This is a genomic window from Stutzerimonas sp. LR2, assembly GCF_055755175.1.
On record NZ_JBVTRR010000001.1, the window covers coordinates 1,325,660 to 1,341,596 of the forward strand.

Genomic DNA, 15,937 nt, shown 5'->3' on the forward strand with positions numbered 1-15,937 from the left:
CTCAGCTGAAGCTGACGAACTGGCTGTCGTCCACCGACGCCAGTGCCCGCTGCTCGCCACGCGGGCTCTTGGCGGCCGGGCGTGGGCTGGCGAACGGCACCGGGCGCCGCAGCGGCTGCGAGGCGGTGTTGGTGGCGTCGAAGCGGAAGAAACTGATCAGCTCAAGCAGCTGTCCGGCCTGGGCGTTCATCTCCTCGGAGGTGGCGGCCAGCTCCTCGGAAGCCGAGGCGTTCTGCTGGGTGATCTGGCTCATCTGGCCCATGGCGATGTTGATCTGCTCGGCGCCGCTGCTCTGCTCCTGCGAGGCGGCGGTGATCTCCTGCACCAGGTCGGATGTCTTCTGGATGTTCGGCACGATCTCGTCGAGCAGCGACCCGGCCTGCTCGGCCAGTTGCACGCTGTTGCTGGCGACACCGCCGATCTCCTGGGCAGCGACCTGACTGCGCTCGGCCAGCTTGCGCACTTCGGCGGCGACCACCGCGAAGCCTTTGCCGTGATCGCCCGCGCGCGCGGCCTCGATGGCGGCGTTGAGGGCCAGCAGGTTGGTCTGGTAGGCGATGTCGTCAATGATGCCGATCTTGTCGGCGATCTGCTTCATCGCCTGGACCATGTCGCGTACCGCACGGCCGCCTTCGACGGCGTCATTGGCGGCCTTGCCTGCAATGTTGTCGGTGATCTTCGCGCTTTCGGTGTTCTGTGCGATCGAGGCGGACATCTGCTCCACCGAGGCGGTGGTTTCCTCGACGCTGGCGGCCTGCTCGCTGGCGGCCTGACTCAGCGACTGCGAGGTGGCGCTGACTTCCTCGGAGGCCGACGACAGCGAGTCGGCGGCGCTGCGAACGTCGCTGATGACGTTGCGCAGGCGTTCGGCCATGTTGTTCATCGAACTGAGCAGGCGCCCGGTTTCATCCTTGCTGTTGACCTCCAGCTGCACGCCCAGATCACCGGCGGCGAGGCTGTCGGCGACGCTGACGGCGCGATTGAGTGGGCGGGTGATGCTGCGCGTGACCAGCATGCCGATGATGAAACCGAGCACGGCGGCGATGATCACCAGGCCGATCATTTGTGTCCGCGAGCCGAGGTAGATGCTGGTGATCTCCTCGTTGGCCTGCTTGGCATTGGCGACCTTGCGCTCGACCAGCGCGGTAAGCAGGTCGTCTGCCTTGCCGCCGGTTTCGCGCAGGCGTGGAAGCATGACGGTCAGTTCGTCGGCCGGCCGCACCTCGCTGGACGCTTCACGCAGCTTGAGCACCTGCTCGACCATCTGCACATACGCCTGCATCGGTTCGCTAAGCGACTCGAATTGCGCCTTGCCTTCCGGCGTCACGAAGCTGGAGCGGGTCAGCTCGATGTACTCATACATCTTCCTGACCGCTTCACGGGTCTGCTTGATGGCCGCGTCACGCTCTTCCAGGCTCGTTGCCAGAAGGCTCGAACGCAGACCGCGACCGACGTAGACGAGCTGTACGTTGGCCGACTGGATGTTGTTCAGCGCGATCATGTCACGCGAATACATCTGGTCTGACAGGTCGTTGACGTGGGCAAGGTTGCGAATGCCCAACAGGCCCACGGTGACGGTGAGCGCCACCACGACCAGGAAGCCCAGAGTCAGGCGCGCGCCGATTTTCATGTTGCGGAAGAGTTGCATGGGTTTTCTCCTTGCTGACCTGCGGCGATCTGGCGGGGCTGGCTGGTACGCAGATCAGCAGGGCTCGCTTCGACGTGGGTGTGCAGATGACGGAACAGACTGGGAATATCCAGGATCAGGGCAACTTGCCCGTTCCCGAGAATGGTTGAGCCGCCAATACCCTGCAGATGCTGGAACAGCTGGCCGAGGGGCTTGATGACGGTTTGCAGTTCACCGTGCAGGTGATCGACGATCAGCCCGGCCTGTTGCCGGCCGTGACTGACGACAATGATGTTGCGGCGCTTGCTGGGCGCCTCGCGCAGTTTGAAATGCGCGGCCAGCGACAGGCACGGCAGCGGTCGGCCGCGCAGGTCGAGGTAGCCGTAGGCGGCGCCATCGAGCTGATCGGCTTCCAGCTCCAGGCATTCGGTGACCATGTCCAGCGGAATGACGAAGTAGTCGTCGCCAAGGCTGATCAGGAAGCCATCGATGATGGCCAGGGTCAGCGGCAGGCGGATGCGGAAGGTGCAGCCTTCGCCGGGGCGCGAGTCGATCTCGATGGTGCCGCGCAGCGCATCGATGGCACTGCGCACCACATCCATGCCCACGCCACGCCCGGAAAGGTCGGAAACGTTGTCGGCGGTGGAGAAGCCGGCGGCGAAGATCAGCATCTGCACATCGTGATCGCTGAGGTTTGCCTGGGCATCGATCAGGCCGCGGGCAACGGCCTTCTCGCGGATGCGCTGGGTGTTCAGGCCGCGACCGTCGTCGGCGACTTCGATGACGATCATCCCCGACTCGTGGTAGGCGTCCAGGCGCAGATGCCCTTCGGCCGGTTTGCCGGCGGCGAGGCGCTGATCGGCCGGCTCGATGCCGTGGTCGATGGCGTTACGCACCAGATGGGTCAGCGGATCGGCCAGTCGATCGATCACCGCCTTGTCCAGTTCGGTGTCGGCGCCCTGGATTTCCAGGCGGATGTCCTTGCCCAGCTGCTGGCTGACGTCGCGCACCACGCGGTGGAAGCGGTTGAAGGTGTCGCCGATCTCGATCATGCGCAGCTTCAGCGCCGCCTCGCGGATCTGTTCGACATGCAGATTGACCGTCTGCGTGCTTTCGATGCAGGCGGCGTCGCCCTTCAGCTGGGCCCGCAGTTGGGCACCGGCGGCGCTGATCACCAGTTCGCCGACGAGGTTGATCAGCTCGTCGAGCTTGTGCGCCGCGACGCGGATCTGGCTGCTCTCCTGGTTGCGTTTCTCGCGCACCGTCTGTTGTTTGGCCAGCGCTGCGTTGACGCCCTGGGCCGGCACCATGCCTTGCTCCACCAGCACGCTGCCCAGCGGACGGGGCTGCTGCGCTTCGGCCGCCTGCAGGCGCAGTGCCTGGTCCAGTTCCAGCTCGGTGAGCAGACCACTGGCGACGAGGATGCGGCCGATCTTCTGGTCGGTTTCCGGCAGGTCGTGGATCAGCTGCAGGTAATCTTCCAGCGCGGCGTTCGGCGGCAGGATGCGCAGTGTGCAGAAGTCGCGGATGAACTCGAAGACTTCCTCGATCTCGGCCTTGCCGGCCGTCGTGCACAGGTCGATCTCCATGCCCAGGTAGCAGCTTTCGGGGTCCATATCGGCCAGCGCCGGCAGCGCGTCGTCGATCACCTCGAGCTGCAGGATGTCGCCCAGCCGGCCGAGGTAGCGAAGAAAGGAGGCCGGGTCGAAACCATTGCCGAGGATCTCCGGCTGCAGGCGCAGGGAGATGTGCCAGGCCGCCTCCTGGTCGCAGCTGGCGCATTTGTCGAGGCGCCCGAAAGCCTTGCAGGCGTCGGGCTCGATCACGGTCAGCGGAATGAGCGGGCTGGCGTCATGGCCGGTCAGGGCCGCGATCAGTCCGGCATGGCGCGCTTCGTCCACGGTCAGCTCGCCGCTCTCGGCGTCGATCAGCTCGACCATCGCATTGATCTCGTCGAGGCCGCGCAGCAGCAGGTCGAGCAGCACCGGCGTGAGCGCCTGCTGGCCCTCGCGGACCTTCATCAGCAGGCTTTCCAGGTGATGAGTGAAGTTCACCAGGGGCGTCAGCGAGAACAGGCCGGCCGACCCCTTCAGGGTGTGCATGGCGCGGAACAGGCCGTTGATGGCGTCCTCGTCGGTCGGCGTCTGCTCGAGCTGCAGCAGGTATTCCTCGGCCTGCTTGGCCAGGTCATGGGCTTCTTCGACGAAGCTCAGCAGCAGTTGGCTCCACTGTTGGTCATTGAGCATGGCGGTCTCCGCTGGCTGCCGGCCCGTGGCTGGAGAACAGCGCCTGCAGATGCAGCAGCTGAAGCAGTTCGAGCGCGCTGGCGCTTGGGTTGCAGACTTCCAGGGTGGCGTCGCTCAGACGCAGCTGGCGCTGCGCGGCGAGCAGCAGCTGAGCGCCGGCGGTATCCAGTTCGTCGAGTGCGCTGAGGTCCAGCTGCCAGTGGCCGCTGGGCTGCGCGCCGAACGCGCCCAGCAGCGCGTCGCGTGCGTCGCGCACTTCATAGATGGTCAGGCTGCCGCTCAGGACCAGGCACGTGCCGGCCTCGCTGGCCTGCTGCTCGAATGTGAACATTTCAGCCGGCCAGTTTTTCGACGGCCGACAGCAGCTGCTGCGGCTGGAACGGTTTGACGATCCAGGCCTTGGCTCCCGCGGCCTGGCCTTCGGCCTTCTTGCCTTGCTCGCTTTCGGTGGTGAGCATGCAGATCGGCGTGAAACGGTAGGCCGGGTTGGCCTTGACCGCCTTGACCAGGCCGATGCCGTCGAGGTTGGGCATGTTCACGTCGCTGATGATCAGGTTGATCTTCTGCCCGGTGAGCTTGGTCAGTGCATCGCGGCCGTCGACCGCCTCGATCACCTGATGGCCGGCGCCGGTGAGGGTCATCTTCACCAGCTGGCGCATGGACTGCGAGTCGTCGACGATGAGAATGGTCTTGCCCATGAAAATGTCTCCTTGGCGGGGTCAGAAAAAGGTCACGTCGTCGGTCGAGGCGCTGCTGCGTTTGACGCCGTGGCGCTCTTCGTCGGTGGTGAAGCGCTGGCGCAGCTCGCGCAGCCAGCGTTGCGGGTCGAGCACGGCGCTGTCCTGATGCTCGACGGCCTCGTGCAGGCGCTGCATGTCCTGCTGCAGGTGGTCGAGCATCTGGTCGGTGCGATCCTGGAACTGCAGGTTGACGACGATCTCTTCGATGTCCGCCTGGGTGTGGCGGGTGTCCTGCTGCAGCAGCAGCGAGGTGTCGGAGAGCTCTTCCAGGCTGGCACTCAGGCCCTGCATGACCTCTCCGGTCACTTCATCGAGGTAGTGCAGGTTGCTCTGTTCGGTATTGCTCAATTCTTCGGCGGCGCTGACCGTGGCGCTGATCGCCTGGTTGATTTCGCCGACCTTCTGGTCCATGTCCTGGCCGGTTTCGGCCGACAGCGTGGACAGCTTGCGCACTTCATCGGCGACCACCGAGAAGCCGCGGCCGTAGTCGCCGGCACGGGCGGCCTCGATGGCGGCATTGAGCGCCAGCAGGTTGGTCTGGCGGGCGATGTCCTGAACCAGCCGCGACATGTTCTGCAGTTCGCTGGCGTGCTGATTCAACTCGCCGATGGTGCCCAGCAGTTCGGCCTTGCGCTCGCTGGCCGCATGAAAGGCACCCGTCACCATGTTCAGCTGATCGCGCGCCTGGCGCAGGCTGCTGGCCATGCCATTGCCGCCGACCACCGCTTCGGAGGTGTTCAGGGTCTGCTGCAGGCGTTGCGTCATGCCGGAGAAGCGGCTGAACAGTTCGCCGATACTGCCTTGCTGCACCTGGCGCACCTGATCCACGTTGCTGCGCCAGGTGGGAACCACGGCCAGCAGCAGCGCTTCGACTGCCGAGCTGGCCGGCGCCACCGGTGTGCTTGCCGGCTCGGGGCTTGCCTGCGGCGTCGGTGCGGCCGGGCGCAGCAGCAGCGCGGCGCCGGCACTGCCGAGCAGCCCGGCGACGGTCATCCACGGCCAGCCAAGGCCCAGGCCTGCGAGTCCTGCGGCGATTGCAATCCAAAGTGCGCTGTAGGCGATCATCTCACCCTGCCTCCCGGTTCATGTGCGGCGAACGATAGGCAGCCGGGAGCGGGGCGGGTATCGGGCAAACCCCTAGGGTGGCCTAGGGCACATGGGCGCTAAAGTTTTCCGAGAATCTGCCGGGCATCGGCCCTGAGCGCTCGGCTACGCCGGTTGGCGATCAAGCGGCGCAGCGGGTTGTCTACAGTGAGACTGGCGCAATGCGCGTCCCCACCGCCTCATGCCGGAGGGCGCCTTCGAGGAGTGACAGCATCGCAATGATCCCCAATGCTGCCGATGTCGCTGCGAGTCTTCATGCCTCACGCCGTGCGCTGAGGGTGGCGCCGTGGAAGATCGTCCTGGCCTATGCCCTGGTGGCTGTGGTATGGATCTTCGTGACGAACCTGATCATCACCGCGCTGGGCTTGCCCGAGTCGAGCTATACGCTGCGCATCGCACTGTTCGTGCTGTTCACCGCCTTGGGAATCTGGTGGTACACACGACGGCTGGCCGACGGGGTGATGCGCTCGCAGAAGCTGGTGGGCCGCGCCGAGAACAGCTACCGCATGCTCTTCGATCGGCATCCCGCGCCGATGTGGCTGTTCGACAAGCGCACCCTGAGCATCGTCCGCGGCAATCGCCAGGCGGTGACGGCCTATGGCTACAGCACCGAGGAATTCGCTCAGCTGGAAATCCTCGATCTGTATGCGGCCCACGAGCGTGAACGGCTGGAGGCGCTTGCTCAGCCGGCGACGCCGCAGCAGTTGGCCGGGCTGCGCCAGCATGTGGCGCGCGACGGCCGGGAACTGAATGTCGAAGTGCTCTGCAGCGCGCTGGACGTCGACGAGTCGCCCTTCGCGCTGTTGATGGCGCAGGATGTCAGCGCGCATTTCCAGACCGAAACGCAGCTGGCCGGTCGTCTGGGGAAACTGGAGCTGGCGCGGCAGGTCGCCCGGATGGGGCATTGGCAGCGGCTGCCGGGTAGCGAGCAGATCGACTGGGCGCCGGAGATGGCTGACGTGCTCGGCGTCGCCAACGCTCGTGCGCTGAGCTGGACGGCCTTTCTCGATCGCCTGCATCCGGATGATCGCTCAGCGGTCGCCGATGCCCATGAGCGGGCCGAGCGGCACGGCAGTCTGGCTCATGAGTTCCGTGTACTGGGCGCCGATGGCGAGCAGCGCTGGATGTTCGAGCGCATACAGCTTCTCGGCGGCCGCCAGCGGGTGCTGTTTGGCGCGCTGATGGACGTCACCGAACTCAAGGCCGCAGACAGCAACCTGGCCGATGAGAAGCGCCGCTACGAACGCATGGTCGACGGCCTGCCCGACGGCGTGCTGATGTTGCGCCAGGGTCGCATCCACTACGCCAATGCGGCTGCGCGCCGTCTGCTGGCCGGCGATCCGCTGCAGCCTCTGAACGCCCAGCCGTTCCTCGACTTCGTCGCCGAACATCAGCGCGCCCGCGAAGCTGCCCGGCTGGAGGCCTTGCAGCGCGGGGTTGCGGGCGGCCAGCCGCAGCGCTTGCTGCTGGTATGCCGCGACGGCCGGCCGTTCGAGGCGGAGGTGACCGAAACGCTGCTGCCCGCCGACGGCGACGCCGAGGTGCAACTGCTGATCCGCGATGTCAGCCAGGCCGAGCAGCTGCGGCGCGATCTGGAGGACGCCAATCAGCGGCTGCAGCATCTTTCGCAGCGGCTGATCGAGGTGCAGGAAATCGAGCGGCGCGAGGTGGCGCGTGACCTGCACGACGACGTCGGCCAGCACCTGACCGGCTTGAAACTGCATCTGCAGCGGCTGATCCGCCGTCAGGCTGGCGACAGCGAGTTCGAACGCCTGTCGCAGCCGCTGGTGGCCGGCGTGGATGCGGCGCTGGCCAAGGTGCGCAGCCTGTCGCTGTCGCTGCACCCGCTGCAGCTGGAAACGCTCGGGCTGGAAGCAGCCGTGCGCTGGCACCTGCAGCATTTTCTCGAAGCCAGCGGCACGAGCTGGGAGCTGGAGGTCCGCGGCTCGACCACGGAAATCCCGCCCGGCCGGGCGGTGGCGGCATTCCGGCTGGTGCAGGAGGCGGTGAACAACGTCGCGCGGCATGCACGGGCGCACACGGTGCGCATCCTCATGGTGTGCGACGAACACGAATTGCGTCTGGAAATCCTCGACGATGGCTGTGGCTTCGACGTGCCAGACGCGCTGCAGGGCGCCCAGAGCCTGGGGCTGACCAGTATGCACGAGCGAGTCGCCTCATTCGGTGGCGACCTGCGTATTTCCAGCCTGCCGGGTATGGGGACGCGCATCACCGCGCTTCTGCCGGCGCCGAACGACTGATGAGGATGAGCTTTTGAACAAGCGTGTTGCCCTGGTAGACGATCACGCCCTGGTGCGGGCCGGTCTGCGAGCGCTGGTCGAGGATCAGCCCGGCTACGAGGTGGTCGCCGAGGGTGGCGACGGCCAGGACGTGGAGGCGATCCTGCGCCAGGCGCGTCCGGACATTCTGTTGCTGGACCTCAGCATGAAGCACATGGGCGGGCTGGATGCGCTGCGCCAATGGCACGGCCAGTATCCGCATGTGCAGGTGTTGATCCTGTCCATGCATGCCACCGCCGACTACGTGCTGGCAGCGTTGCGCCTGGGTGCCCGCGGCTATCTGCTCAAGGACGCCGCCGCGCAGGAACTGGACATGGCCCTGCAGGCGCTGTCGCGCAACGAGTCCTACCTGAGTCCGGGGATCGCGCAAACGGTGATCAGCTCGGCGATCGTCGAGGGGCGCAGCCGCGACACAGGCGTGACCCCGGCGCTGACGCCGCGACAGATCGAGATCCTGCGCCTGATCGCACGTGGCGTATCGACCCGCGATATCGCCGGTGGTCTCGGGCTCAGCGTGAAAACCGTGGACACCCACCGCGCGCAGATCATGGCGCGGCTGAACCTGCACGACGTACCGTCGCTGGTGCTCTACGCGGTGCGGCAGGGGCTGATCAGCCCCGACGACTAGGGGTTTGCCTGATAGCGCGCCGGCCGCTCCGGCGCCACAGTGTGGCCTGGCCCCGGCAAGCGAGATCCACCATGCATCCCCACTCCGCCGACGTGTTCGTCGACGCCTATCTGGCACGGCACGCCGGCCCCACCGCAATCGCGCAACGCCCGCTCTGGCAGGCGCCATGGCTGCTGGCTCTGGTCGCGGCTGCGTTGAGCCTGCTGGCAGGCCTGCTGTGGAAAGTGCTCGGCCTGCCGGCCGGGCCCGTGCTGGTGCTGCCGGGTATCGCCGTGGCTGGCGCCTTGCCGGTCTACCTCTGCGCGTGCTTGCTGAAGCAGCGGAAGCGGCTGATGCGGGCGCGCGGGGAGGTCGCCTTGCTGCGCCAGCTCTGTTCGCTATGGGCCCAGTCCGATGGCGCCTGCCTGAAAGAGGTCGATGTCCACGGGCGACTGTTGGCGATGAGCGAACGGGGCCGGCAACTGATGGACGTATGCGATTTCGATGCGTTGCACGGCTCGGACTGGCTCGGCGTCTGGTCCGGCGAAGCCGCCGCCGCGGCGCGGGATGCCTTCGCGCGCGCCTGTGCCGGCGAGCCTGCGCGTTTCTCCGGGTTCTGTCCGACGCTGGCCGGCGTTGCGAAATGGTGGGACGTGCTGATCATGCCGTTGCCCGGTATCGAAGGGGCCTCATCCTTGCTGGTGCTGTCCTGGGATGTCAGCGACGTGCGACGGCGGGCTTGCGAGCTGCAGGCCGCCAACGACGAACTCACCACCTTGCTGGAGCACCTGGATGACGGCTTCTGCCGGCTCGATCGCGACTGGCGGCTGGTCGACCTCAATGGTCGGGCGGTCGCCCTTCTGCAGCGTCCGCGCAGTGAATTGCTGGGCGCGGTGATGTGGGACCTGCTGCCGCAGGCACGTGGCGCCGAGCTTGGTGTCGCGTTGCAGGAGGTGATGGACCTGGGCATCGCTCGACGGATCGAGACCTTTTCGCCGCAGTATCAGGGCTGGTATCGCATTCACGCCTATCCGCATGCCGACGGCCTGTACCTGTTCTTCAGCGACATCAGTCGCGACGTGGCGAGCGCCCAGACCGCCCAGGCGGTGCAGGCGCGCCTGCGCCTGACCCAGCAGGTCGGGTTGTTCGGCGACTGGCAATTCGACCTGGCGAACCAACGCCTGGAGCTCTCCGACCAGGCCCTGCAACTGCTGCGCATGCCGCCGGGCGCTGCTGCCGGCCAGGCGTTGCTGGAGCGTCTGCACCCGCAGGACCGGCTGGGGTTCGTTGCCGCCATGCTCGATCTGGCCGAGGGGCGGACCGGGTTCGATGCGTGGGTTCGCCTGAGCGACACCGACGCCGAGGATTGGCGCCACTTTCATTTTGCCGGCACGGTGATTCGGACCAAGGCCCATCCAGCCGGTTTGCTGGTCGGCTGCCTGCAGGATGTGACCGAGCAGCAGCGGCGCGAGGCACGTCTGGAAGACGCCGAGGCGTTCACCCGCGGGATCATCGATGCCTTGCCGCTGGCCATCGGGGTGGTCGACGGCAACGGCAGGCTGATCACCGCTAATCAGGTCTGGATGGCCGGCGGCAACGCTCCGGCTGCCTTGTCCGGATGCAAGTCGCTGGATTACCTGGCGCGTTGCCGTGCGGCCACTGGCGACGGGTTCGATGCCGGTGCCAGGCTGGCAGACGGCATCGAGGCGCTGCTCGCCGGCACTGGCGATCCGTTTGTCTTCAGCTACGAGCACGGCCGTGATGGTCAGCGGCGCGCGTACCAGAGCTCGGCCTTGCTGATGAGTACGCTGACCCGGCAGGTGCTGGTCGTCCACGAACTTCTTCCGGTGCGCCAGCCAGTGGCGATGGCCTGATCCAGCTTGATGGCTGTGTTGCCCTTGCGTACAAGGCGCGGGCGAGCGCGCGTCATGCCGGTGCGTTGTCCGGTCACGTGTCTGGCCGGCGCTACCGTTCGTCTGTTAGCTTCGAGAACAAGAACTTCGCGTAGGACGCGACGGGGTGAAGCTTGAAACGCAAGGCAGGACTTCTGGCAGCCCTGGTGCTCGTGCTGACGCTGGGACCGATGTGGGCGTTCGTGCTGGACGAGATCAAGCATGAACGTACGCTGACGGTGCAGGCGGCGCGCAACAACGCGATGAACCTCGCCACCGCTTTCGAGGCCCACGTGCTCAGCACCATCCGGCTGATGGACATCGTGTTGCTGGACATGCGTGAAGACGTCCTGGAGCACATGGACTTCGGCCGCCACGTGGACGAGGAGCTCAAGGCCTATGGCGGCTTCATTGCACAGCTGGCGGTGATCGACCGGGACGGCCGGCTGGTCTTTTCCAACCTCGGGCCGTCCGGAAAGCATGTGGACCTGAGCGATCGCGAGCACTTTCGCGTGCATCGCGACAACCCGCAGGAGGATCGGCTGTTCATCAGCAAGCCGGTGCTTGGTCGGGTTTCGAAACAGTGGACCATCCAGTTCACCCGCCCCATCCACCAGAACGGCGAGTTTGCCGGGGTGCTGGTGCTTTCCGTGCCCACCAGCTTCTTCGCCGACTACTACCAGCAGATCGACGTCGGCCCCAATGGCAGCATCGTTTTGCTGGGCACCGATCGCAGCGTGCGAGCCATCGCCTCCGGAACGCAGATTCCGGGGCGCTACGGGCGCTTCAAGGTGCCGGAGGACAAGCCCTACTTCGATCCGGAGGCCCCCCAGCGAGGCTTCTACGAAGGCGTCAGCGTCATCGACGGGGAGTATCGCCTCGGCGCCTATCGGCGCCTGATTGACCAGGGCGTGGTGGTGGTCGTGCTGTTGTCGCCAACGGACTTCATGGCGGCATTCCAGGAGCGCAAGACATTGCTGACCGTTTCGGCAGGTGTCATCTCCCTGGCATTGTCGGTGGTGGCGCTGCTGATCTTTCTGCTGAGCAGTCGCTACTTCCAGAGCATCGCTCGCTTGCGCCTCGCCCACGGCCAGCTGGCACAGCTGGCCAACACCGATGTACTGACCGGCGTCAGCAGTCGCCGGGCCTTTCTCGCGGGCCTGGAGGCTGAACTCGCGCGGGCGCGCCGCCACAACGAGAACCTGAGCCTGCTGATGCTCGATATTGATCACTTCAAGCGCGTCAACGACGTGCACGGCCATCCGATCGGCGATGCCGTGCTCAAGCAGTTCAGCGAGACCTGTGCCGGAATGCTGCGCGCTCACGACCTGTTCGGTCGGCTCGGCGGCGAGGAGTTCGCCATCGTGTTGCCGCATACCGATACCGAAGGGGCACGCTGCGTGGCCGAGAAGATCCGCACTGCCGTGGCCCAGACGCCGATGCCCACGGCGGCCGGTGACATCATGGTGACGGTCAGCATCGGTCTGGCGCAGATGGAGGGCCTACCGGGTGAGGTGGATCAGCTGATGGCGCGAGCGGACCAGGCGCTCTACGAAGCCAAGCGTGGCGGGCGCAACCAGGTGCGGGGCTAGTGATAGTCGAAGCGGGGCTGGTGGCACAAGGCCGATTTGCGGGCATTAAAAAGCCGGCTTGTGGCCGGCTTTTCTTCAGTGCCTCGACTTACTTCTGGTAAGCCTCGGCAGCTTTGATGATGGCGGCACGGGCGGCGTCGGCGCCTTCCCAGCCTTCGACCTTGACCCACTTGCCCTTCTCGAGATCCTTGTAGTTCTCGAAGAAGTGCTTGATCTGCTCGATCAGCAGCGGCGGCAGGTCGGTGTATTCCTTCACGTCCTTGTACAGCTGGGTCAGCTTGTCGTGCGGGACGGCGATCAGCTTGGCGTCACCGCCGGCTTCGTCGGTCATGTTCAGCACGCCGACCGGACGGCAGCGGATGACCGAGCCCGGGGCAACCGGGTAGGGGGTCACGACCAGCACGTCGAGGGGGTCGCCGTCATCGGCCAGGGTATGCGGGATGAAACCGTAGTTGGCCGGGTAGAACATCGGGGTGGCCATGAAGCGGTCGACGAACAGGCAGTCGGTGTCGTGATCGATCTCGTACTTGATCGGCGCATGGTTGGCCGGGATCTCGATGGCGACGTAGATGTCGTTCGGCAGGTCTTTGCCAGCCGGGACTTTGCTGTAGCTCATGAACGATGGGCTCCTGATCGGCCAGCGCGGCCTGGGGGCGGAAAAAAGTGGGCGCGATTATAGGCGCAATGTCGCGCGCAATGCACGCCGGCTTCGACGCGCCAGGCCTACGCAGGTTCCCGATAGGCGGGATGTTCGGCCTGCAGTCGTTGCAGTCGAGCGAGCGGGTCCTGCCGGTAGAACGCCGCCAGCTGCGCGTAGACGTCGGGAAAGCTCTGCTGCAGCACGTCCGGGGCGCTGAAGAAGTACTCGCTGGTGACGGCGAAGAATTCCGCCGGATTTTCCGCGGCATAGGGGTCGATCGGCGTCTCGGCTTCCGGGTCGGCGTCCAGCGCGGCGTTGAGTCGGTCGTAGGCGCCCTGCATGGCGCTGGCCCAGGCATCGATGCGCATCTGCCGATGCAGCGGCGGCAGGCCGTTGGCATCGCCGTTGAGCATGTCCAGCTTGTGCGCCAGTTCGTGGATCACCAGGTTGTAGGGCTCCCAGTCGCCGCTTTCCTGCACCCCGGGCCAGGCCAGGATCACCGGACCCTGCAGCCAGGCTTCGCCGCTGTGTTCGGCGTCCCATTCATGCTCGACGCCGGCGGCATCGCGGTGCTTCTGCGGGCTGAGGAAATCATCGGGGTAGATCACGATCTCGTGGAAGCCGTGGTACCAGCCGAGGTCCGCCAGGTGCAGCAGGGGCAGTTGCGCCTGCAGCGCCAGGCGCAGACGGTCCTCGGCCTGCAGCTCGACGCCGGGCAGCGCGGTGAGGCGCTTGTCGTGCAGGAACAGCACGGCGCGCTCACGCAGGCGGGCGAGTTCGTCGTCGCCGAGACCGTCGAGAATCGGCAGGCTGTCGAGCACCCGCTGCCACAGATCGGCATCGACCGGGTTGCGAGCGAGGATGCGTTTGCGCTGCCAGGCGCGAAAGGACCACATGGCTGATGTTTCCAGCGGGGCGGGGCGCTCACCATAAGCGCGGCGCTCACCAGCGGCAAGCCGGACCTCGGCTGCCATGAAAGCCCGCGACCGCCTCTGCGAAACACCGGTGGGATCGCCGGGCGGCTGCTACGGTGAGTACTCCGGGCGAGTAGCGCTACTGCTGGCCTCGCCCGCCGAACCCTGTAGACGAGGAGCCTGCCATGCGTGAACAGAACCGCCCAGGGGGACTTTCCCTGATCAACCCGCCGGGCTTGTACGACCCCGCCCCGAACGGCTATTCCCATGTGGCGCTGTTGCCGCCCGGCGCGCGACTGGCCTTTATCGCCGGGCAGGGCGGTGAAACCGCCGACGGACAGCTGTCCGAGGACTTCCGCCAGCAGGTGCGCCAGGCGCTGCGCAACCTGTGTATCGCCATCGAGGCCGTGGGCGGTACACCGCAGCAGATTGCCAGGCTCGGTGTACTGATCGTCGATCACAGCGAAGCGCGGCTGCAGGTGTTCGGCGACGAACTCGCGCGGGCGCTGGGGCCGGGTCCGAAGCCGGCCTGTACGCTGATTCCCGTGCCGCGTCTGGCACTGGACGGCATGCTGTTCGAGATCGACGCGGTGCTGTTGCTGGCGGCCGGCTGAGCGTGCCGTCGGTCGGCGCGTCACGGGACTGTCAAGCGGGACGGGTACATCGGAATGACCCCCACTCGCCAGGAGACTTCCGAAATGACCGCACCGGATCAAAAGCGCCGCCAACTGCTGCAGGGTATCGGCGCCGGCCTCGCCCTGCCGGTCCTGGGCGCCGCGCCCGCCATCATCGCCGCGCCGCGGGCGCGCCCGCAGATGCTTGACGGCGTGCAGTCCGGCGACGTGACGGACGATCGCGCGCTGATCTGGAGCCGCTGCGACCGCCCTGGCCGGTTGATCGTCGAGTGGGATACGCGCAGCCGCTTCGGCAACCCGCGGCGCATGGTGTCCTCCGTAACCGATGCTGGTCGGGACTTCACCGCCCGCGTCGACCTGCGTGGGCTGCCGGCGGATCAGTCGATCTTCTACCGGGCACGTTTCGAGGATGCCCGCAGCGGCGTGCTCAGTGAGCCCTGGTTCGGCCACCTGCGCAGCGCCGCGAAGCGCCCGCGCGATATCCGCTTCGTCTGGGGCGGCGACACCTGCGGCCAGGGCTACGGTATCAACCCGGACTTCGGCGGCATGCGCATCTACGAAAGCATGCGTCGGCGGCGGCCGGACTTTTTCCTGCACAGCGGCGACGTGATCTATGCCGACGGGCCGATTCCCGCCGAAGTGACCGCCGAGGACGGCAGCATCTGGCGCAACCTGGTCACCGAAGAGAAGAGCAAGGTTGCCGAGACGCTGCACGAGTTTCGCGGCAACTACCGCTACAACCTGCTGGACGAGAACCTGCGGGCCTTCAATGCCGAGGTACCGCAGATCTGGCAGTGGGACGATCACGAGGTGACCAACAACTGGTCGCCGAGCAAGGAGCTCGACGACCGCTACCGGCAGGTTCGCGACATCGACACCCTGGTCCGCCGTGCGCGTCAGGCCTACCTGGAATACGCGCCGATGCGCGTGGCCCGCGGCGACAAGCTCGGGCGCATCTATCGCAAGGTCAGCTACGGGCCGTTGCTGGATGTATTCGTGCTGGACATGCGCAGCTACCGCGGGCCGAACACCGATAATCTGCAGAGCGAGCAGGGCGCGCAGACGGCTTTCCTCGGCCGTGAGCAGTTGCGCTGGCTCAAACGCGAGCTGCGCGCCTCGCGGGCGACCTGGAAAGTGATCGCCGCCGACATGCCCATCGGCCTGCATGTGCCGGACGGCGTGGATGCCCAGGGCATGCGTCGCTGGGAGGCGATCGCCAACGGTGACGACGGTCAGGCGCTCGGTCGCGAGCTGGAAATCGCCGAGCTTCTCGCCTTCATCCAGCGTGCGCGGGTGCGCAACACCGTCTGGCTGACCGCCGATGTGCACTATTGCGCCGCGCACCACTACCACCCCAACCGCGCCGCTTTCCAGCAGTTCGAGCCGTTCTGGGAGTTCGTCGCAGGCCCTTTGAACGCAGGCAGCTTCGGGCCTAATCCGCTGGACGGCACCTTCGGCCCGGAAGTGGTGTTCCAGAAGGCGCCGCCGACGGCGAACAGCTCGCCGCGGGCAGGCTTCCAGTTCTTCGGTGAGGTGGAGATCGACGCGCAGAGCGGTGCGCTGAGCGTGAGCCTGCGCGACATCGACGGCGCGGTGGTCTACAGCCAGGCGCTGGAGCCCTGGCAGCCGGCCTGATACCG

The 15,937-nt window shown here is 66.3% G+C and carries 13 protein-coding genes; 6 read left to right on the plus strand and 7 right to left on the minus strand.

Going from position 1 to position 15,937, the window contains the following annotated elements; all coding sequences use genetic code 11:
- Nucleotide 1: 1 nt before the first annotated feature.
- The 5 genes from ACVRRC_RS06100 to ACVRRC_RS06120 are packed head-to-tail and all read right to left on the minus strand — an operon-like array spanning nt 2 to nt 5,678.
- Nucleotides 2-1,648, minus strand: coding sequence for a methyl-accepting chemotaxis protein (locus ACVRRC_RS06100; protein WP_472996744.1), 1,647 nt, complete (start codon nt 1,646-1,648; stop codon nt 2-4).
- The gene (locus ACVRRC_RS06105; protein WP_019405366.1) at nt 1,627-3,873 is read right to left on the minus strand and encodes a chemotaxis protein CheA; all 2,247 of its coding nucleotides are present in this window, start codon (nt 3,871-3,873) and stop codon (nt 1,627-1,629) included. The genes ACVRRC_RS06100 and ACVRRC_RS06105 overlap by 22 nt, the downstream gene beginning before the upstream one ends.
- Complete coding sequence (locus tag ACVRRC_RS06110; RefSeq protein WP_017246054.1) at nt 3,863-4,204, minus strand: STAS domain-containing protein; 342 nt, start codon at nt 4,202-4,204, stop codon at nt 3,863-3,865. Before ACVRRC_RS06110 ends, ACVRRC_RS06105 begins: the two co-directional genes overlap by 11 nt.
- 1 nt (nt 4,205) lies before the next feature.
- Entirely contained in the window at nt 4,206-4,571 is a 366-nt protein-coding gene (locus tag ACVRRC_RS06115; RefSeq protein ID WP_015275608.1) for a response regulator, read from the minus strand.
- 21 nt (nt 4,572-4,592) lie between these two features.
- The gene (locus tag ACVRRC_RS06120) at nt 4,593-5,678 is read right to left on the minus strand and encodes a methyl-accepting chemotaxis protein (protein WP_048329959.1); all 1,086 of its coding nucleotides are present in this window, start codon (nt 5,676-5,678) and stop codon (nt 4,593-4,595) included.
- Nucleotides 5,679-5,935: 257 nt separating this feature from the next.
- Here ACVRRC_RS06120 and ACVRRC_RS06125 point away from each other — a divergent pair, with 257 nt between their 5' ends.
- From ACVRRC_RS06125 to ACVRRC_RS06140, 4 genes are all read left to right on the plus strand, one after another.
- The gene (locus ACVRRC_RS06125) at nt 5,936-7,978 is read left to right on the plus strand and encodes a PAS domain-containing sensor histidine kinase (protein ID WP_472996745.1); all 2,043 of its coding nucleotides are present in this window, start codon (nt 5,936-5,938) and stop codon (nt 7,976-7,978) included.
- Between the two features lie 13 nt (nt 7,979-7,991).
- The gene (locus ACVRRC_RS06130; protein WP_019405363.1) at nt 7,992-8,645 is read left to right on the plus strand and encodes a response regulator; all 654 of its coding nucleotides are present in this window, start codon (nt 7,992-7,994) and stop codon (nt 8,643-8,645) included.
- A 71-nt stretch (nt 8,646-8,716) separates the two neighbouring features.
- Nucleotides 8,717-10,498: a PAS domain-containing protein gene (locus ACVRRC_RS06135; protein ID WP_472996746.1), complete on the plus strand. Its 1,782-nt coding sequence runs from the start codon at nt 8,717-8,719 to the stop codon at nt 10,496-10,498.
- Nucleotides 10,499-10,650: 152 nt separating this feature from the next.
- A complete protein-coding gene (locus ACVRRC_RS06140; RefSeq protein WP_472996747.1) occupies nt 10,651-12,108 on the plus strand; it encodes a sensor domain-containing diguanylate cyclase in 1,458 nt (485 codons plus the stop codon).
- Between the two features lie 88 nt (nt 12,109-12,196).
- Here the strand turns inward: ACVRRC_RS06140 and ppa are convergent, their stop codons facing one another.
- On the minus strand, nt 12,197-12,724 hold the full coding sequence (gene ppa, locus ACVRRC_RS06145) for an inorganic diphosphatase (protein ID WP_003290517.1): 528 nt from the start codon (nt 12,722-12,724) through the stop codon (nt 12,197-12,199).
- A 107-nt stretch (nt 12,725-12,831) separates the two neighbouring features.
- The gene (locus tag ACVRRC_RS06150; protein ID WP_472996748.1) at nt 12,832-13,644 is read right to left on the minus strand and encodes a M90 family metallopeptidase; all 813 of its coding nucleotides are present in this window, start codon (nt 13,642-13,644) and stop codon (nt 12,832-12,834) included.
- Between the two features lie 203 nt (nt 13,645-13,847).
- On the opposite strand from ACVRRC_RS06150, the gene ACVRRC_RS06155 reads away from it, so the two are divergent.
- Complete coding sequence (locus tag ACVRRC_RS06155; protein ID WP_017246061.1) at nt 13,848-14,276, plus strand: RidA family protein; 429 nt, start codon at nt 13,848-13,850, stop codon at nt 14,274-14,276.
- An 84-nt stretch (nt 14,277-14,360) separates the two neighbouring features.
- Nucleotides 14,361-15,932 carry an alkaline phosphatase D family protein gene (locus tag ACVRRC_RS06160; protein ID WP_472996749.1) on the plus strand — a complete coding sequence of 524 codons (1,572 nt, stop codon included), beginning with the start codon at nt 14,361-14,363 and terminating at the stop codon, nt 15,930-15,932.
- The last annotated feature ends 5 nt before the right edge of the window (nt 15,933-15,937 follow it).